The organism is Phenylobacterium sp. (genome assembly GCF_036563285.1).
Classification (GTDB): Bacteria; Pseudomonadota; Alphaproteobacteria; order Caulobacterales; family Caulobacteraceae; genus Phenylobacterium.
Window position 1 is genome coordinate 34,131 of sequence record NZ_DATCMR010000010.1, and the last position, 17,874, is coordinate 52,004.

General features: G+C 64.4%; 14 protein-coding genes. 10 read left to right on the top strand and 4 right to left on the bottom strand.

The window, feature by feature from the left end; all coding sequences use genetic code 11:
- Positions 1-365: 365 nt before the first annotated feature.
- Positions 366-785: a hypothetical protein gene (locus VIL76_RS09755; RefSeq protein WP_332044832.1), complete on the top strand. Its 420-nt coding sequence runs from the start codon at positions 366-368 to the stop codon at positions 783-785.
- A gap of 259 nt (positions 786-1,044) precedes the next feature.
- Here VIL76_RS09755 and VIL76_RS09760 read toward each other — a convergent pair whose 3' ends face one another.
- Positions 1,045-1,404: a hypothetical protein gene (locus VIL76_RS09760; RefSeq protein WP_332044833.1), complete on the bottom strand. Its 360-nt coding sequence runs from the start codon at positions 1,402-1,404 to the stop codon at positions 1,045-1,047.
- A gap of 80 nt (positions 1,405-1,484) precedes the next feature.
- On the bottom strand, positions 1,485-2,009 hold the full coding sequence (locus tag VIL76_RS09765; protein ID WP_332044834.1) for a hypothetical protein: 525 nt from the start codon (positions 2,007-2,009) through the stop codon (positions 1,485-1,487).
- A gap of 642 nt (positions 2,010-2,651) precedes the next feature.
- On the opposite strand from VIL76_RS09765, the gene VIL76_RS09770 reads away from it, so the two are divergent.
- Both VIL76_RS09770 and VIL76_RS09775 read left to right on the top strand, forming a co-directional pair.
- Entirely contained in the window at positions 2,652-3,380 is a 729-nt protein-coding gene (locus tag VIL76_RS09770; protein WP_332044835.1) for an FRG domain-containing protein, read from the top strand.
- Between the two features lie 13 nt (positions 3,381-3,393).
- On the top strand, positions 3,394-3,786 hold the full coding sequence (locus VIL76_RS09775) for a hypothetical protein (RefSeq protein ID WP_332044836.1): 393 nt from the start codon (positions 3,394-3,396) through the stop codon (positions 3,784-3,786).
- A gap of 177 nt (positions 3,787-3,963) precedes the next feature.
- On the opposite strand, the gene VIL76_RS09780 is transcribed toward VIL76_RS09775, so the two are convergent.
- Positions 3,964-4,932 (bottom strand): hypothetical protein, encoded by a 969-nt coding sequence (locus tag VIL76_RS09780; protein ID WP_332044837.1) that lies wholly within the window; start codon positions 4,930-4,932, stop codon positions 3,964-3,966.
- Positions 4,933-5,187: 255 nt separating this feature from the next.
- Here VIL76_RS09780 and VIL76_RS09785 point away from each other — a divergent pair, with 255 nt between their 5' ends.
- Genes VIL76_RS09785 through VIL76_RS09805 form a run of 5 tightly spaced genes read left to right on the top strand, consistent with a single transcriptional unit; the run spans position 5,188 to position 15,994 of the window.
- Positions 5,188-6,456: a DNA cytosine methyltransferase gene (locus VIL76_RS09785; protein ID WP_332044838.1), complete on the top strand. Its 1,269-nt coding sequence runs from the start codon at positions 5,188-5,190 to the stop codon at positions 6,454-6,456.
- A gap of 54 nt (positions 6,457-6,510) precedes the next feature.
- Positions 6,511-8,616: a hypothetical protein gene (locus VIL76_RS09790; RefSeq protein WP_332044839.1), complete on the top strand. Its 2,106-nt coding sequence runs from the start codon at positions 6,511-6,513 to the stop codon at positions 8,614-8,616.
- A complete protein-coding gene (locus tag VIL76_RS09795) occupies positions 8,613-10,118 on the top strand; it encodes a hypothetical protein (protein WP_332044840.1) in 1,506 nt (501 codons plus the stop codon). The genes VIL76_RS09790 and VIL76_RS09795 overlap by 4 nt, the downstream gene beginning before the upstream one ends.
- Positions 10,115-15,550: a hypothetical protein gene (locus tag VIL76_RS09800; RefSeq protein WP_332044841.1), complete on the top strand. Its 5,436-nt coding sequence runs from the start codon at positions 10,115-10,117 to the stop codon at positions 15,548-15,550. Before VIL76_RS09795 ends, VIL76_RS09800 begins: the two co-directional genes overlap by 4 nt.
- Positions 15,551-15,562: 12 nt before the next feature.
- Positions 15,563-15,994 (top strand): DNA mismatch endonuclease Vsr, encoded by a 432-nt coding sequence (locus tag VIL76_RS09805; RefSeq protein WP_332044842.1) that lies wholly within the window; start codon positions 15,563-15,565, stop codon positions 15,992-15,994.
- A 680-nt stretch (positions 15,995-16,674) separates the two neighbouring features.
- Here the strand turns inward: VIL76_RS09805 and VIL76_RS09810 are convergent.
- The gene (locus VIL76_RS09810; RefSeq protein WP_332044843.1) at positions 16,675-17,316 is read right to left on the bottom strand and encodes a LexA family transcriptional regulator; all 642 of its coding nucleotides are present in this window, start codon (positions 17,314-17,316) and stop codon (positions 16,675-16,677) included.
- A gap of 103 nt (positions 17,317-17,419) precedes the next feature.
- Here VIL76_RS09810 and VIL76_RS09815 point away from each other — a divergent pair, with 103 nt between their 5' ends.
- Together VIL76_RS09815 and VIL76_RS09820 are read left to right on the top strand one after the other, a co-directional pair.
- On the top strand, positions 17,420-17,653 hold the full coding sequence (locus tag VIL76_RS09815) for a hypothetical protein (protein ID WP_332044844.1): 234 nt from the start codon (positions 17,420-17,422) through the stop codon (positions 17,651-17,653).
- On the top strand, positions 17,650-17,850 hold the full coding sequence (locus tag VIL76_RS09820) for a hypothetical protein (protein ID WP_332044845.1): 201 nt from the start codon (positions 17,650-17,652) through the stop codon (positions 17,848-17,850). Before VIL76_RS09815 ends, VIL76_RS09820 begins: the two co-directional genes overlap by 4 nt.
- Positions 17,851-17,874: the final 24 nt, after the last annotated feature.

Sequence of the window (17,874 nt, forward strand, 5' to 3'; positions counted from 1 at the left end):
CGCCGGTCGCCAAGGCCCGCCGAAACGACCTCCGCCGGTGGGCCGCTTGGGCCGTGATTGGCGTGGCTTGCGCGGTTGCTCTGACGCAGTCGCCGCTCACACGTGTCGGCATGGTGGTCAGTGCTGCCGCGCTCGCCCTGTTGATGTGGCCAAGGGCACGTGGACCAGAAGGCAAGCGCGCTGTGGCTGAATTCCGAGCCGCGCGCGAAGCCTGGGCCGCCGTTCAGCGAGAATGGTCCGGGCGGGCCTCTGTGACCCCCTTCGATGAAGCTCGGAGCCAGCTCGAAACGGCAAAATCGGCCTACGATAAGCTCATGGCCAAGCGCGGACGCTTGCTCGCTGAACTAAACCAACGAAGCTTCCAAATGGATCGCCACCTGAGCGGCATCCTGATCCGTTCGGCCCACATCCCCGGCGTAGGAGCCAGCCGGGTCACGACCCTTAGCGCCCACGGCTATCGGACGGCTAAGGATGTGAACGGCGGCGTCCAACATCTCTATGGCTTCGGGCCTGCTACCACCCAGCGACTTCTTCAGTGGCGAGCACACTGCGAGCGGTCATTGCGCTACAATCCGCGGCTTTCAGAGGATCCTAAGGAAGTTGCGAGGATCGACGCGTTAGTGAAGCCAGAGAGCGATGCACTAACGGCCACGCTGGCGGCCGGCCCGGAAGAACTTGAGCGTCTTCGGGCGAGGATCATCGCGGCGCGCGAGGAACTTCAGCCGCGCCTCGAAGCCGCGTGGTCAACCTTTGCGGTGGCCAAGCTGAAACGCCGCGCCGCCTAGGGCACCTATGACCGTTCATGACCCCAACCTGGCCTTCGTCGTCCAGGCGGCAAAGCTGTCCGGCTTGGCTCCGCCGACAAGTGGCGCAGAGCCTTTCGTGATGGCGACTTGCGTCCCGAGATGCTCGCGGACGTCGAACGGGGTGGCGCTCCCGAGATTGACGCCGGCGCGAGGCGGCCTCCGCGGGTCGGTTGCCACGCGCGCAAGGCAAGCCGCCACGTCCCGTCCGAAGAGACCTGGGTGAGTCTGTCGACGGCCGCTACTTCACCCGGAAGTAGGTGCGGCTGCCGATGGGCTCCCCGTTTTTCTCGAATCTTCCGGAGGTCCAGCGCTCAGGGCGCTCCATAAAGACCTCGTAGACGATTAGGCCGAAGCACTTGGCGGACAGCACATAGTCGCGGTTCGCGGCCTTCTCGTAGATGGGCTGATAGGGTGTGCCTTCCCAGTTTGAGCCGGGCATCCAGCCCGCGGTGTGGACCTCGTCGCCATCGATGAGCGCGTTCAGCGCTGATTTGATGGCTGAGATTTCCGAGGCGTCGAGGCGCTTCATTAGCTGCTTATACTCTCCGGCCCGAGCCATGTTGGCGACGGGGCGACCGGACATCAGGTCGACGAGCATGGAGGATCTCCTGGATTGGGATGGCCCGTCTTGAGAGGGTGCCTGGGAGGGTGTCGATAAGACGCGGAAGATGGGGCGTCTCAGGCCCGGACAATGATCTCGATGGCTTCGGGAGCGACGCCGAAGGCGGTAGCAACCATCGCCTTGGCGTCATTCAGGGTCTGGGCTGGCGTGCGCGCGGTCGCGGCGCGGGCCGGCGACGCGAGAGTAGTGCTCGGGGGGGCGCTCGCCGAGGAGGCGAGGGTCTGCCAGTGAAGCGCCGCCTCATCGATGCCAAGGCTTTTCAAAGTGGGGAAATACTGGGTGGGGCTCGCGCTTTCGAGCGGCAGCTTCGGGCCATTCAACAGAGCGTACTCCGAGAACATCACGCACCAACGGCTTGCGTTCTCTGAGGAGGGGACGATGTCGTCGATGCGGCCGACCAGAAAAGCGTGCTTGTGCGGTTCTGGACCTTCTGCTTTCCACGGGCCTTGCCGATGCCGCGCGCACACAACGTACCGACAGGTCAGCGCCCGCTTGCGGTTGAGCACCCATGACTGCGTGCCACCGTCCGCGAGGAGGTGCTCGGCGCTCTTAAAGGTAAGGACGGTGAGAACTTGGGACATGTGGCGGCTCCTGCTGCGCGTCTTCATGCATAAGATGTCGCGTCTTTCGCGTCAAGTCGATCAAGATGCGGAAGATGTCTCTCATTAGCGACGCCAGATGCATCGTGCGCGACGATCGCCAAGCCGGCTCCGCGCGCGCCGCGCGGCGTTAAATAAACAACCGAGGATGTGCGATGTGCTGTTCACCGCCCCGTGCACACTATCGGCTGCAGCAGTAAAGGTGCAGTTCAGGGTGAGGTCAGGCATGGAAACCACCAGCCAAGCCCATCGATGTAAAGCCGGAGGTGAGCACGTGCCATCGCGGCCGCAGTCTGGCACCCGTGTGAAATGCCGCTTTGCGCGCGTCAGCCAACGTTGGCGCCAAGAGGACGTTGGTGGATGATGGGTCGGGCGATGCATATTGACACTTTTGATGAACTGCCGCCGCGGGCGCGTTCCATAGTAGAACCTCTACAGCGGCTACTATCCTACTAGCTGCTCCATCCGTGGGACTTGGCAGTTCTACTTCGGCGGGAGCAGAGGCTCCCTCCCTGGGGAGAGCGACGCTTCTGAGCACAGTGATCTGGGGCTTCTTCCGCGTGGTGCTCGTCAAGGGGCCGAAGGCTTTCCTGGGATAGTGGCAACGTCATCGAGGAATTGGCATTGACGCTGAAGATCACCCGCCGAAGCATCCCAGCACATGTAGTGCTGCGCATTGCTGCAGGCCAAACCTGGACTGAGTTGCTCACTTGGATGAGGCGTCACGAGTCACCTCGGTGGGTGTTCAGAGGCCAAAGCCAGAAGTGGCCTCTGAAGCCTGCGGCCGGCCGTGGGGTGAAAAGCTACAGCACAGCGCGAGAGTTACAGCTGTTCGACGAGTTTCGGCGACTGGCATCGCCGTTCGTAGACAGGTCGGCTGTCTCGACCTCGTGGGATTGGCTATTCGTGGCACAGCATCACGGGTTACCGACCAGACTGCTCGACTGGACTACCAACCCGCTGGTGGCGGCATATTTCGCTTGTCAGCCGCCCGCTCGCCGCAAACGGGACGGCGTGTTGATCGCAGTCGAGACGAGTTCAGTTGGCGTCTTGGATACGGCTGCAATGGAGGCAGGCCCGTTTGCCCTTAGCAAACCCCGGTTCGTCTACCCAACCGCAGTGGCGGCGCGGATCACGTCACAGCGCGGGCTATTTAGCGTGCATCCTCAGCCGGAGAAAAATTGGATTCTCAAGAAGGGCTTAGAGCGCTTCGAAATTCCTGCCGCCCATAAGGAACTGATCCTGGGCTACCTCGCTGGTGTGGGTGTGGATGCGGCGATGATCATGGCTGATATCGACGGTTTGGCGTCTAACCTTTGCTGGCGCTACCGCGGCGGAATGGCCATACAATGAGCCTAGGCCCACCATGGTAATGACAGTCCCAACGATCGCCCGGACCGACCGACGCTGGTTCAGGGACCTTCCGGATCGCCTCCAAGAGGCGGTGGAAGCGTACGACTACCAGTCTAAGCCCGAGTGGAGCGACTTGGCCGACCTCTCAGAGGTAACGGAGCTCCAGAGTATCGTCACCCACGGGCAGTCCGCTGTTATCGAGGATGGTCACTGGATTGCGCCGGCGACCGTATATGTGCGCCTCCTATATGAACCCGGCACCAAGGAGCAATTGGAGCTCTCCGAAGCGTTTCCCGCACGCATAGAGTTTGAGGTGCGAGATGATGAGTCGATCGCAATCACCTCAATTCGAGCGGACGTGAGCTCGTTCTATGATGACGAGCCCTCTGAGGAAGAGACTCCGTAGACGGGGCAGCTGACTACCATCCCCGAATAATGGTCGTCGCCCACGTTAGCTAAGAGGCGTGCCTCGCCCGTCCGCTTCCGGGGTCACTTGGGCGGCTTCTGCCCCCGCGCCCGTACAATTCCTCAAGGGCGGACACGTCGTCGGGCACCGCCGCCTCATTGGATTGAACGGCGCAGGCTAGAGGCCTTCGAAGCTAGGCGCCCAGCACAGATGGACACCAACCGAGGCGCAGAGGTCCTTCCAAGTTAGATCCACCGGCTCCGACTCGAGGACGAGGACCGGCTTCACGATCGAGTGCTTCTCACGCAAGCACTGTGCGTATCGGAGCACCTGACCGAGGCCCAGCCGCAGCTGTCTTTCTTCGTTGGCGTCCGTGCGGCTTTTCACCTCGGCAACAAAGGTGGAGCAGCCGACTTGCCACGCTAGATCGAACATCGGGGTGTCGCCGACGGGGGAGAGTGGCTCCGCGGGAATTGAAGCCACGAACCTCGCAAGTGCGTTCTGCGTGACCGCATGCCCGCGCAACGCGCGCTCGACCACCCCTGGATCGATGTCGAACGGATCCCGCAGGCCAACCGAGGTGGCCTCGTCGGCTACTCGATATGTTCCGCCGAGCTCGATCGGCAACGGCTCTGCCAAACGCCCTTCACGGAGCTGGGGGAACATCTCCAACATCTCCGCTGGAAAGCGGGTGAGGTAGGCCTGGAAGGCCCGAACTTCGTCCGGCCGATATAGGATGAAGGGGAATGCAAGTGCCTTGGAGCTTCGGGATTGAATTGCGTCCCGGAGGGCGAACAGCTCCACGCGACGCTCCGTGAGCTCGTCCGCAGAGAGGGGCCGGTCAAATGGCGTGTACCCCTCGAGGGCGAGATACCAACCCGGCTGTAGATGCGGTGCGATACCTCGAGACCTAGTGCCCCTGGCCGCCCAGTAGATCTGGTCCAACCATGGCTGTCCGACGGCGCGCGAGCGGCCAACGATCGCCCGCTCCCGCGAGCTGTAATGAAAGACGACATCCCCCGATCCAACCTGCTGAATTGCGTCATAAGACCAGTTGGGCTTGCCATCCTTGTCGCCAGCCGGGGCGCGAAGGTCGGTCCCGATGTCGCGACGCCCAGTGATCTCGATCCAGTAGTTGTGCGCCATACGTTGATCGGCAGCCTCTGTAGCTGAATCGGGGGCCCTGGCACGCCAGGCCTACGCATGCGACCGAAGCTGACGTACGAAGCCGCCATTGTCATCCCATGAGCAGGCTACGCATTGACCGTTGGCACAAGGGACTCGAGGATGGTTAGGGGCCGACGTCTAATGGCCGCGAAGCTCGTCTCCTAGGCGCTTCGCATGCAGACGACCGGCGAGGGGACTCTACCCATCTCGAGTGGGGGAGTTGGGGGAGTGCAGTTGGACGACAAGCCAGTTTTCATCGACGCCTTCGCGGGCTGTGGAGGGCTTAGCCTTGGTCTGCTGCGGGCAGGATGGAGCGGCCTTTTCGCCATCGAAAAGGACAGCTTCGCCTTCCGGACCCTCAAGTACAACTTGGTCGATCAAGGCTCCCGGCACCGTTATTCATGGCCGGCCTGGCTGGCCCAAAAACCCTGGACGATCGAAACGCTCGTCGAGGAGCATCGCGAGCAGCTCGCCGCGCTGCGAGGCAGGGTTGACCTGCTAGCCGGTGGCCCACCCTGCCAGGGCTTTTCGAGCGCCGGTCGCCGGCGCATCGGCGATCCGCGGAATCAGCTGGTCGAGCGGTACCTGGAATTCGTGGAGCTCGTACTGCCCCGGATTGTCCTAATCGAGAACGTGCGAGGGATTACCTATGACTTCGTGGCAAGCGAGCGCGACAGCCCTCGGAATTTCGCGAGCGAGTTGGAATCGCGGCTTCGGGAAAACTACCACGTCTACTCCGATACGATCAGGTGCTCGGAATTCGGTGTTCCCCAGCAACGACCGCGGTTCTTTCTCGTGGGCATTCTGAAGGGGAGGATGCCTCAGCGGCTGACCGCAAGCGACGCGCCCTTCGCTCGGCTTCGATCGTCGAGGAAAAGCTTCCTTGAAAAGAGAGGGCTGGGCCCGGTGGTCACCGCCAGCCAGGCCTTGTCGGACCTTGAGTCGAAGCGAGCGCATTGGGGGCCGTGTCCGGACACGCCCGGATACCAGGCGATCGTCGCCGGGCGGCCAAGGACGTACTACCAGCGCCTCATGCGAGACAACTTCGACGGCGCTGTGCCGGACACCCGCCTCGCAAAGCACCGCCCTCACATCGTCGAGCGGTTCGCTCGCATCATCGCGGAATGCAAGGCCGCCGGGCGGCTGAACGTGCAACTAAGCCTGGCGATGCGAGAGCGGTACGGGATCAACAAGATGGCGACGCGCGTGCTTGATCCCTCGAAGCCTGCGCCCACCATCACGAGCATGCCGGATGATCTATTGCACTACTCCGAGCCGCGCACCTTGACTGTGAGGGAGAACGCCCGGCTGCAGACCTTCCCTGACTGGTTCGCCTTCCAGGGCAAGTACACGACCGGCGGTGAGCGGCGTGCGCGGGAGGTCCCACGCTTCACCCAGGTCGCGAACGCAGTTCCTCCGCTGGTCGCGGAGCTTTGGGGCGAGGTCCTGATGGGATACGCGGCCAAAATGCGGAGCCAGGCTGCGAAAGACCTCGCGGCGTGATGCGTCGAGGGACGTTAACTCGTCGTGCGGTGCGGCCGCACCTTGGCGGCTGACATGACTGCTGCTCGAACAGAAGCCGAGTTCCCCGCAGGGCTCGTGAATTGGGCCGGCCACCGTTCCGGCGGCGTTCGGCGTCTCTTCGACGAAGGCAGCGGCCGCCCTGGAGGGCTCGTCCTCGAGACCAACCTCCTAAATCGCCTCGAGGCATGGGCGAGGGCCTATCCCGCGGGTGGACCTGGCACGCCTCGGATCATCCTCCTTGTCGGCGGCCCCGGTAACGGGAAGACCGAGGCTATCGAGTCCACCATCCGCTGGCTGGACGAGGCCGTTGGCTGCGAGACGCGACTGGTGAGTGAGCTCGCCCGATCGTTCTCTCCCGAGGACGGGCTTGTTCCAAGGCTTGTCGAGGTTGACCTGCGGGCGCTTGGCGCTTCCGGGGGGCCGGGACGCCTGGCCCTCGTGCAGGACGCGACTGCCGTTACCGGCACGGAGTCGCGGTCGGCGGCGCAGCTCTTGCTGCATGAGCTCGCCACGGTCAGGTCGACCGACACCGCGTACCTCTGCTGCGTCAACCGTGGCGTTCTCGACGACGCGTTGATAGAGGCGATCGATATCCACGCTGACTACGAGCGGCTGCTTCTGGAGGCCGTGACACGCGCAGTTAGCCTGTTCCCGGACGCACCAGCTTGCTGGCCCCTTCAACAGTTCCCCCATGTGGCGGTCTGGCCCATGGATGCCGAGAGCTTGCTCGTCCCTACAACCCGGGGCGGGACAGCGCCTGCACAAGCGTTGCTGGCCGCAGCTCTCGACGAGACGCGGTGGGGCATGGCGGGATCTTGCGGGGCCGGCCCCTCCTGCCCGTTCTGCAACAGCAGGGAACATCTCTCGCGTCCACGAGAGCGCGAGGCGTTGCTGCGCGTACTGCGCTGGTATGAGATTGCCAGTGGCAAGCGCTGGAGCTTCCGGGACCTGTTCTCCGTCGTCTCCTACCTGCTTGCCGGCCACCGCATGACGCAGGCGGCGAGCAAGCTCTCCCCCTGCGAATGGGCCGCGACCATGCTCCAGGCAGACGAAGCCGCCAAGCGCGAGGCCAAGCCAACCAAGGAGAGCTCTACTGCCATCTTCCAGCTCGTGGCGGCGCAGTATCAGCACGCGTTGTTCCACTCTTGGGACCGGGAAGCGGCGCCCTCTCTTGGGCGGGACATCCGGGAGCTGGGCCTCGACACCAACAACACCGCGGTTGGCCTCCAGTGGTTCCTGACGTCCCGGCGGAGCAGGCATTACCTGCCGGCCACGATTGCGAGCTCCTTGGACGGTGTAGCTGAGCTGCTGGACCCCGCGCTCGCCGAGTCCACCGCGGTAGTCCAGGCGACGCAGCGGACGCATTTCGCCCTGCGGGAGCTCGACGTTCGCTTCAGCCGGTCCGTGGCCGAGGGAATTGAGTTCATACGCCGGCTGCAGGCGATTCCGAACATCGAGATGGACCTACTGGAGAGGCTACGCAAACTCGACGCCCTGCTGTCCGAGAGCACCATGCGCCGGAAGCGCCCCGAGGTGGCCGCGCGGGTGCAGCGGCTCGTCCGGGATTTCGCGTGCAGGGTTGTGCGCAGGACGCTGGGTGCAAGGACGGCAACTGTCCCCGACGCCGCGATCCTCGCGGAGTTCCAACGGGTGTCGGAGGACGAGCAGGGTAGCGACCTCTACGACGTTGCGCGTGAGGTCGAGCGCCTGTTGAACAAGAACCAGGACTTCGAGGTCTCGCTCACTACAACCTTTGGACAACCCCTTCCCCCGGCTATACGCCGCGCAACCCTTGTGGTCCCAGCTAGGCAGGTGAAACCCCTCGAGGAGGAATCCACGGGTCGCCCGCGCAACCCTCTCGCGTTCCTTTCGGTAGGGGGCGGCAAGTCAAGCCAGGCGATTGCCCTGACCTACGACTTGTTCAAGGCGACGAAGGAGCTTGCGCGCGGAATGTCGCCGGCATCCTTGCCGCGGACCGTGCTCGCGCTCATGGACACGACCCGCGCCCGCCTTGCAGGACCCATCGTGCGGGATCCGGACATTCTCGATCGAGCACGCATCGTGCTGGGTGCCGGCGGGGTAACGGTCGAGGAACGTCGCCAAGGCTTTATCGCTCGGAAGCTGGGGGCGACCCGATGAAGCTGGCCGCCTTCCACGAGGAGCCATGGCGCACCTCGCACGAAGCCTACCGGCGCTCCGCACTCGCGCTTGCGCCAGCGCCCGAGTACGCAAGCTCTGAGGTCGTGCTTTCCTCACTGTACCGCGTGATTGGGCTCCCGGAGCTGATCGAGCGGGAGGTCCCACAAAATGGCCGGGACCTCGACAAGGAAATCCAGGCATTCAGGGATCGCAAGCGGACCCGCGCCGGCGCGGCGCTCGAGCCTGACGCACTGCTGATGTTGCTTCACTCGGCGCTGGAAAGCCCGAAGCTGCCGAACCAATCGTCGAAGAGGTTTCTCCAGGTAACTCCACTTGTTCCACAGGCTGCGATTTTCTCGGGCGCTCCTCGCCTGAACGGCAGCCCCTGGTCGGCCGGCAACCTCGTGCGGCGAATGGTCTGGCTGGGCTCCGCCAGTCCGGAGGAGGCCCAGGTCGCCTGGGAGGGCTTGTTTGACGCCCTCTCGGTGTCTGCGGACGACGACATCTTTGCGCGGTTCCTGCAGACCGAGCTTGCTGCATGGCGTTCTGAGCCTCGCTGGTCGCGAGCCGCGGCCGAGGAAATCCCCGCCCTCGCGCCCGAAGACCGCCTCGGCCTTTCCTACCCGGCCCGCCAGTTCGCAAGGGATCTTGCGCCGATCATTGCCGCCAAGGCAGTCGTCACGCGACGCCAATGGACAAGCCTGGTCGAAGCCGTCCTAAGGATTGCGGTGGTCGCCCATGTGGCGTGGATTTTGGATGTCCAGGCCCGTACATGGAGTCTTGTCCGGGCGGCGCTCGATGGGGCGGCTCCGGAGTCTGTAGAAGCGACTCGCAAAGCACTGTTCCCGCGCCCCTTCAGCTATCTTTCCTACGGTGATCGGGCACTGCCAGGCATCAAGGACCGTGCCTCGGCCTACCTGCGCGCCCGCGTCGGCCTCAATGCGGTGCTGTGGGCCCTGGAGGACACGCATGGTCGCGTCCCCGACACGCTTGGCTCCGCTTCCGACGTGCATGCGCTGCTTTGCGAGGTAGCGGCCAGCAGGGGCAGCCTCGTGGAGCTCGGGCTTCGTGACACGATCGAAGAGATCCAGGAGCGCGAGAACAGGACCATCCTTTGCAGCAAGAACATCGGCTCGAACATCATGGAGTTCGCGCGGCATGTCCTTGGGCAGCGCCAGACAGCCAGCTCCGTGCTGAGGGGCTATGACCAGGGGTTTGCGCTGAGAAAGAAAAGCGCGAGCGCATCGAGCCCGTGGATCGTGGGCCTGGGGCCAGTCGCGGTACTCGCGCTGGTGCATTGCTCGCTTGCAGGAAGCGCGGGACCGCGCTCCGTGCACCGGCTTGCACAACACCTTTCAGGGTATGGCATCGCCGTGGACTATCGGGACATTGCCGCCAACGACCTCGGCCACCAGCTAAGGATGCTGGGCCTGGTGCTTGATAGCCCCGACGCCGAGAGCGGGATGCTGCTCGTCCCGCCCTTCGCCGGTGTCAGCGCATGATGCGGTTGGCCTCAGAAATTGCGACAATCGTGCGCGCTCGTGCCGAGCAAGCTTCGATCGGCGGATCGGGCGAGATCAGGCTCATCTTCCACGGCCCGCCTCTGGAAATACTAGAGGAGGCCTTCCACCTGCTCGGCAGCGACGGCCATGCTGGCGTCCCGGTGCTTCTTCAAATCCCCCGACGTGCTGCGGGCGAGGACAATCCGCCCGTCGGCGTCTCTGGCCGATGCGACGCCACGCACCTGCTCAACTTAAGGAACTCGCCGACGCGGCCGACCTATGTGGCCCTCGTGCCACCAGGCGAGCACAGCAATCGATCGGTCGAGACAACGAGCGACGAGTTCGGCATGTCCGCATCGAACAACAGCGGGAATGTGCCATTCGAAGCCTGGTGGGCCGACGAGTTCGTCCAGGACCTACTTGGCCGCGTAGTCACCGAGTCGGGGCTACCCGACGAGGACGTCCGCACCCTCGCCGAGCGGGCCGCCTCCGCGGCGGACGAGGTTGACACTGAGCGGACACGGCGAACCGGCGCTTGGCGATCGATAGGGCGGCTCTTCGAAGCCTTGTCGCCAGTAGGCACCCTGTCTCCGGCCGATCGCATCTCGTTGGCCTGCGGCGTCCCGCCCATGACAGGCGAGTCGTTGGCCGCGCGGGAGCAGCTGGGTGTCCTCGAAAAAGTAGCGGACGCCCTGTCGGAAGGCTTTGGGGCAGGCATTTCCAAGATCGAGGCCGAGGAAGCTGACAAGGCGAGCCTACAGAGCTTCCTCGAGCATCTCAGGCAAGTCTGCGACAGCCCCACGGGATTCGAGCGCGCTCCGGCCGCCTACTACGGGCCGGCAGGGCTTGAACTGCCGCCGCCGCCCGATTGGTGGTTCGTGCTCACTGCCGAGAAGTGGGCGGAACTGCTGTCGGAGGATGCAGTCGTCGCAGGTGACATTGAGGTCTCTTGCTCAAACGAACTGATGCGCTTCCGCAAGGGCATGCCGCTCCTGGTGGAGCGGGAGGTCGAGCTCCAGTTCCAGACGGTGGGAGCGAACGCGGCTGCCGCCCTTCTTACGATCGAGCGCACCCCGGCGGGCCCGGCGGGCAAGCAGGTTGGCCAGGTGCAGTCGGACTCAGGGGAGGCGTTCGTCGACGACAACCCTCCTCCACACGGTACTCCAATCCGGTACGTCGTTTCAGCGCCAGGCTTCAAGCAGGCCAGGATGCGCATCATCTCGCTAGCCTCGTGGAGGCCCGGCATCTTCGTCGGTTGCCGCCTGGCCACCAAGCTATGGCCGACCAAGCGAACCAAGGGCAAGAAGTCGCCTGAGTGGGAGGCAGGGCTTCTCCTGCCGGGCTCGGGCCGATACGAGTTGGTGGTCTTTTCTTCGCCCGGGATCGCCGTGGAGGCCCACGCCAGCGGCAGTTCCGATGAAGCCGCCCAGCGGGGTGAGGAGCCAAGCCTGCTCGCAGTCCGCGAAGTGGACGAACGCCAGTCTCAGGTCGAAGTGGAGGTCGAAGGCAACTTCCAAGTCGACATCAGTTTTACCCGGACGGCCGGCGACGAGACGTTGGCGCGCGAGACCTGCAGGGTGGCGCTGACGGTCGAGGAGGTACAGCATCAGGGATGCCGCAGCGAGTTCGAGCGGTTGATCCGCGCGAACAGGCGCGTAGTCCATCCAGCTGCAGCCCGCGCAGTGGTGCAGCTCGATCGCAATGCTCGCGCGTCCAGCCTCCAGGACTGGATGTTGTCCGAGAAGCTCTGTTCCCGTTCCTACCGGCCGGTCGTCATGGCGGAAGACTATGTCGACGCGTGGGTACAGCCCGACTGGACAGGAGAATTCGGCCCGATCTTGTCTAAGGGGCGTTTCATTCAAGACCCGCGGCCGGCAGCCGCCGAGTTCGAGCCGCCAGCCGGGTTTGTCGAAGCCAGGCAGCAGATAGCAAGCAGGATTCGAGGAGCAGGCGAGCAAGGAGGCCTGGTCGAATCCGCGGAGCTTGGCCGCTGGGTCCACACCGACCCTGAGTTCCGCGAGCAGGTCGAGCGCTACCTCGGTTGCTACCACGCGTGGCTGCAGGCGGCTCCGGACGTGGCGTCCTGGATCGATGTCATCGCCGTCACGTCGGTAGACCAGGGTGGGAACCTGACGCGCGTCCCAGAGGCGATCATGCTCTCGCCGTTGCACCCGGTGAGGATCGCCTGGCAGTGCATCGCCCAGCAGGTCCTGCTCGAAGCTGACGAGGGCGGGAGGCCCTGCCCGGCGGCCAGCGTACTGGATCCCGACTGTGTACCCGACCTCCTAACGCTTGGAATCAGGGCACCCGATGGCGTCGAGCGAACCGAGTTCCTCGCTGTGGAGAACGGGACTGACTACTGGTCGGTGCTGTGGAACGGGCGGCAGCTGTCCGACCTGCCGAGGCGGTCGCAGCGGGCACCCTTCGGAGAGGGGTTTGGGGTGTCCGTCGGCGGCATCTCCGCGGGCTTCAGTGCCGCCCAGGTGGGGCGGGCGTTGCACGACGTCTCGGACCTACTCGCGGCAAAGCCCCTCATCAGCATTGCGGTGGCGAGCGCGGGAGGTACGACCGACGCCTGCAACCAGGGCCTCATCGACTGGTGTTCCAATCGCTACGAGCAGGACGGACCCCGCCCCGTCCGGCAGTCGGTCGGTCCCCGGTACCTCGACATCTATGACGAGCGCGACGACGCCTCGAGGCCCGACGACGCCACCGTCGCGAACCTCTGCGAGGATACCGGCAACGCAGTGCGCTGGTTCACCCGCCAGCCCGACGAGGCAGGGCCCGACCTCGGCATCATCGCACAGCTCGACATGGCAGAGCCCATGGCGTCGACGGTCCAAAGCAGGTCGGCAGTGGGGCACGGGGCCCTCATCCGGCACCGCGTACGCCGCCAGCTTCCGGGTGCCTTCCTGAGCGAGTCCCGCCAGGGCATCCCCCCGACTTCCTCCGGGGATGTCTTGATGGACAAGGTCGGCGCTTGCGTGACTGCAATGGAGAACCGTGGCGAGCAACGCACGGGAATGCGGTTCGCGCCGAACGTAAACGCGATCCACCAGATGCTGGAGCGCAGGAAGGCCGACTTCGTCGCCATTTCATCGTCCGCTGTCGATCCCGCATGCTTCCTTGGGGGTTGGCTTGAAGGCACGTTTCTCTGGGACTACGACCTGCCCTCATATTCCCATCGTGCAGGTGATACGAACGGCTACTACCTGCTCTCCCGCGTCAAGGACGCGGACCGCGAAGCGCTAGGGCGTGCGCTGGCGCGCCTTCCAGGGTGCGCGTCACTTCCCCGGGATCTCGTCCAAGACGTTCTGCTGGAGGTCGCCCGGCGGGGCATACCAACCATCCGGGGCCTAGCGGGCGACAACGCCGGCGCGACCGGCGACCTCGGCATGTTCCTTGCGGTGCGGCTGCTACAGGATCGGTTCCGCAAATCTAGCCAGTACGACAGCCTGCTGCCAGTGATCGGTGGCTCGGAGGACGACGCCCAGGTCTGTCTGGTGGTGCCTGTGGATCCATTCCGCGGGTACTTGTCCGACCTCGCTCGCAGCCTGAATCCCCGCGACGCTTCTCTGTCACGACCGGACTTGCTAGTGGTTGCCGCGAAAATCTCACCCGCGGGAGTGCGGCTGCACCTCACCCCGGTCGAGGTCAAGTGCCGCCCAGGCTCGGTCTTCCCGGCTAGCGAGGTGGCAGGCGCGCTCGGTCAGGCGAGGGCTCTCTGCACGCTGCTCGCTGACATGGCACCGGCCGAGGGGCAGCCAGCGGCGTGGGCACTCGCGTTCCAGCACCTGCTCCTGTCGATCATCGGCTTCGGCATGCGGGTCTACAGCCAGCACCATGACGTGGTCGACCAGGACCGGTGGGCAACCTTTCATGAGCGGATTGCCGCATCCATCCTCGGCGGCGAGTGCGAGGTCACCGTGGACAGGCGCGGCCGCCTTATCGTCATCGACGACGCCCCGATGAGCAGGGTCCGTGACCACGACTCGGACAAATTCGACGAAACGATCAACATCGGCCTCAAGGATGCAGCTGTCATCGTCGGCGGCGACCCTCGGGAGTTCTATGATGGTGTCCGCGCGAAGGTAGGGGACTGGGGGTTCTTCCCTGGCCCGCAAGGCGATCTTCGCGATGCCGCGCAGCCCGAGCCGGACACCAGTCCTGCAGCCGAGGAAGCTGTATGGCCCGAAGGCGAGCCGGCAGAACCATCCGGGCCCGGAGGGGTCCAGGAGGGCCACCATTCCAGCGAGCAGGTTCCGGGGCCTCAGCCCGCGGCCGCGTCCGAGCCCTCCAGAGCGGGCGGAATCTTGCTCGACATCGGGTCGACGGTCGACGGCTTCCAGCCGAGGCCCATCAGCCTCAACATCTCCGACACGCGCCTCAACCACATGAACATGGGCGTCGTTGGTGACCTGGGTACGGGCAAGACGCAGCTTCTGAAGTCGTTGATGACCCAGATTTCCAGCGCTTCGCAGGCCAATCGTGGGGTTCGCCCTAGGTTCCTAATCTTTGACTACAAGAATGATTACAGTGACGAGCGCTTCGTTGCCGAGACTGGTGCAAAGGTCGTTCAGCCCCAGAACCTTCCCCTAAACATGTTTGATACGACGGGCGTGGCTGGGCTCAACCTGCCCATGCAACGCTACCTCTTCTTCGGCGACGTGCTCGACAAGATCTACTCCGGCATTGGACCAGTCCAGCGCGACAAGCTCAAGAATGCCATCCGGTCGGCCTACGCCACGGCCATTGGCGGCCGGCAGCCGACGCTCCACGATGTCCGCCAAGCGTACAGCGAGATCGTTGATGGAAAGTCTGACTCCGTCCTCTCGATCATCGGCGACCTCGACGACATGCAAGTCTTTGAGGCCGACCCGGCCAGGACGGTCCCATTCGACGAATTCTTCAACGGGGTGGTGGTGATTTCGCTTAGCGCCCTGGGCTCCGACGACAGGAGCAAGAACATGCTCGTCGCGGTGATGCTCAACCTCTTCTACGAGAACATGCTGCGTACCGAGAAGCGTCCGTTCGAGGGATCGGATCCCCAGCTGAGGGCTATCGATTCCTACCTCCTCGTCGACGAGGCGGACAACATCATGCGCTATGAGTTCGACGTGCTGCGGCGGCTGTTGCTGCAGGGTCGCGAGTTCGGCGCCGGTGTCATCCTCGCCTCGCAATACCTCCGGCACTTCAAGGCGGGGGCAACGGACTACCGCGAGCCACTGCTTACTTGGTTCGTCCACAAGGTGCCGAACGTCACGCCCGGCGAGCTATCGGCCCTTGGCCTTACCGGCTCGGTCGCCGAGCTGGCGGAGCGCGTAAAGTCCCTCCAGAACCACCAGTGCCTCTACAAATCGTTCGATGTGCCTGGGGAGATCGTTCGTGGGCTGCCCTTCTTCGAGCTAGTGCAGCGGGACGCGCCAGGCTAGACCGCGCCGGGCATGCCCGACTTCCTGACGCCGGCGCAGCGCTCGGAGCGGATGTCGAAGATCCGCTCGCGCGACACCTCGCCGGAGCTCGCGCTCCGGAAGGCGCTGCATGCGCGAGGCTTCCGATTCCGCCTCGACGACCGCAAGCTGCCGGGGCGGCCTGACATCGTGCTTCCGAAGCACAAGGCCGTCGTGTTCGTCCACGGGTGCTTCTGGCACCGCCACCCTGGCTGCAAGGTCGCGACGACGCCGAAATCCAACACCGCCTACTGGCTTGAGAAGTTCGATCGAAACGTAAGCCGCGATGCCACCGCAGCTTCGACGCTCTCGGCGGCAGGGTGGCGCGTCCTGGTTGCCTGGGAATGCGAGCTGGATTCTGGCCGGAAGGTTCAGGCCACTGCCGACCGTCTGGCCGCAGAGCTTCTAACTGAAACGAAGCCCTAGTGTCTCACAACCGTGTGATCGAGCTCTGGCGAGCGGGGCGGTTGTATAGCCAGTTGTGGGGGAAATTGCTGACGTACCGAATATACCCGCAGTTTCAAGGCGCAGGGCGGACGGGCGGGGCTCTCAACTAGCGAAGTCTTTGAAAAGCTGAACAAAAATATTGCTGTATAGGTGCCCGTATGGGCGGTGCCTCAGCTACGAAAAAGCGTGAAAAATCCGTAGCAAGCGGCGGACTCCCTCTCGCCAAGAGCGGGATCGCCAGCGCGTGGGGAGGCGACTCCCGCTCCTGGTGTAGGCCGGCCGGCAGCAGGTGCTTTCTCAATCTGCTTTCCCAATCGCGCAGAGAGAGAAAGCTAATCGCTGATAGGGTTGCGGATGTCCTGGCGCGATGTCAGCGGGACCGGGAAAGCAGTCGCTTCTGAAGAAAGCTCGACCTCTCGCGACCGCTGACGCTGTTGCCATTCGTCTGGATCTTGTCCGCGGGGCACGTCGCGCGGCGGGACACGAGGAAGAGCGAGTTTGCTGCTGTGAGACCGCCCCTGGACGACAATTCCAAAGAGCTGTCGCGGACAAATCGAAAGGGCGGTCCCATCGAGTTCGGTGAAGCGGGAAAGCTCGTCAGGCATGATTGAACTGTACGTTGCATACAGTACATCCGCCAAAGAAACGCTGTAGCCAATTTACGCCGAGCGGACGATCCGCCTCGCCTGGTACGGCGGAATGATCGCGGTGATATGCGCCGCCCAACGAATCCGGGCGTCGTGGCGAGTGGGTCCGGCGACGCTTTCCAGGTCCCAGAGGCCCGGGCGCGAGCCCCGCAGCAGGCGCTTGACCAGCACCTCGTCTGCGTCGGTCCCCACCACCACGACATGGCCCAGCATGTCCGGTGTGGGTGGGGTGCGCTGGTCCTCGAAGTAGATGAGGGCGCCGTCGTCGGCGACGCCGCGCATGGAGTGTCCGACCACCCGCAACGCCACGGCCTTGTCGGTGCCTCCGGGCGGGATCGGCGCGAGGTCGCCGGCTTCCTGTCCGGTGGCGAAGAGCACCACGCCGTCGGGGTTCGCCCCCACTCGTCCGATCACCCGCACCAGCCCTGCCTCCGCCGCCGGACGCATGGGGCCGGTCGCGTCGTAAAGCCACTCCGGGCGCACGCCAAAAGCGGACGCATACTCCTTCGCGCGGCGATAGGAGAAGGGGGCGTTCCCGTTCTCGTTGGAGGCGTAGGTGTTGCGGTTCCAGCCGAAGGCGTCGGCCGCGGCTGCGGCCGTCTCGAAGCCCTTCGCCTGCCGTGCCTCACGCAGCCTCTGGAAGCGATCGTCCATCCGGAATCCTGTGCGGCCGTTGGACGCTGTAGATAATCTACAAATTTAGTTGCCGCAATCGCTGTAGCTAACATACAGTTCGCGCCTGGAGGCAGAACATACCATGAACACCACCATAGCGAGCGCCTGCTATGCCGCCCTGCGGCATGGCGGCGCGCCCCCGGTTGACGCGCGGGCCCAGCTCGGCCTCGGCCGCCGGGTGGCTTTCGAGCTCGAGCTATTCTTCCACGGCCGCTTCGGCGGGCCGATGCGTCCCCGCTTCGCCCGCCACCACAGGCACGTCACCGCGGTCCTGGCGGAGGGCGGATTTCCGGTCATGCCGGAGCGCCGTCCATGACCACCCGTCCCGCTGACGATGCCGGACAGGTGGTCGCCAAGGCGCTCGCCCGCCGCGCGCCCGCCGACCGGGCGCAGTTCCTGAAGGAGCTGCTGGCCCACACCGCCGCCGGCCTCGTCGTCATCCAAGGCGACCGCGAGGCCGGCGAGGCGGTCTACCGCCTTGCCGACGCCGTGGTCGCCCGCGGCGGCGACTGACCTCAGTCCATATCCGACGAAGAG

Coding starts and splice junctions, on each gene's coding strand:
- VIL76_RS09815 (WP_332044844.1), top strand. CDS start 17,420: ATGAACACCACCATAGCGAGCGCCTGCTATGCCGCCCTGCGGCATGGC.
- VIL76_RS09795 (WP_332044840.1), top strand. CDS start 8,613: ATGAAGCTGGCCGCCTTCCACGAGGAGCCATGGCGCACCTCGCACGAA.
- VIL76_RS09765 (WP_332044834.1), bottom strand. CDS start 2,009: ATGTCCCAAGTTCTCACCGTCCTTACCTTTAAGAGCGCCGAGCACCTC.
- VIL76_RS09810 (WP_332044843.1), bottom strand. CDS start 17,316: ATGGACGATCGCTTCCAGAGGCTGCGTGAGGCACGGCAGGCGAAGGGC.
- VIL76_RS09775 (WP_332044836.1), top strand. CDS start 3,394: ATGGTAATGACAGTCCCAACGATCGCCCGGACCGACCGACGCTGGTTC.
- VIL76_RS09755 (WP_332044832.1), top strand. CDS start 366: ATGGATCGCCACCTGAGCGGCATCCTGATCCGTTCGGCCCACATCCCC.
- VIL76_RS09780 (WP_332044837.1), bottom strand. CDS start 4,932: ATGGCGCACAACTACTGGATCGAGATCACTGGGCGTCGCGACATCGGG.
- VIL76_RS09805 (WP_332044842.1), top strand. CDS start 15,563: ATGCCCGACTTCCTGACGCCGGCGCAGCGCTCGGAGCGGATGTCGAAG.
- VIL76_RS09800 (WP_332044841.1), top strand. CDS start 10,115: ATGATGCGGTTGGCCTCAGAAATTGCGACAATCGTGCGCGCTCGTGCC.
- VIL76_RS09790 (WP_332044839.1), top strand. CDS start 6,511: ATGACTGCTGCTCGAACAGAAGCCGAGTTCCCCGCAGGGCTCGTGAAT.
- VIL76_RS09820 (WP_332044845.1), top strand. CDS start 17,650: ATGACCACCCGTCCCGCTGACGATGCCGGACAGGTGGTCGCCAAGGCG.
- VIL76_RS09760 (WP_332044833.1), bottom strand. CDS start 1,404: ATGCTCGTCGACCTGATGTCCGGTCGCCCCGTCGCCAACATGGCTCGG.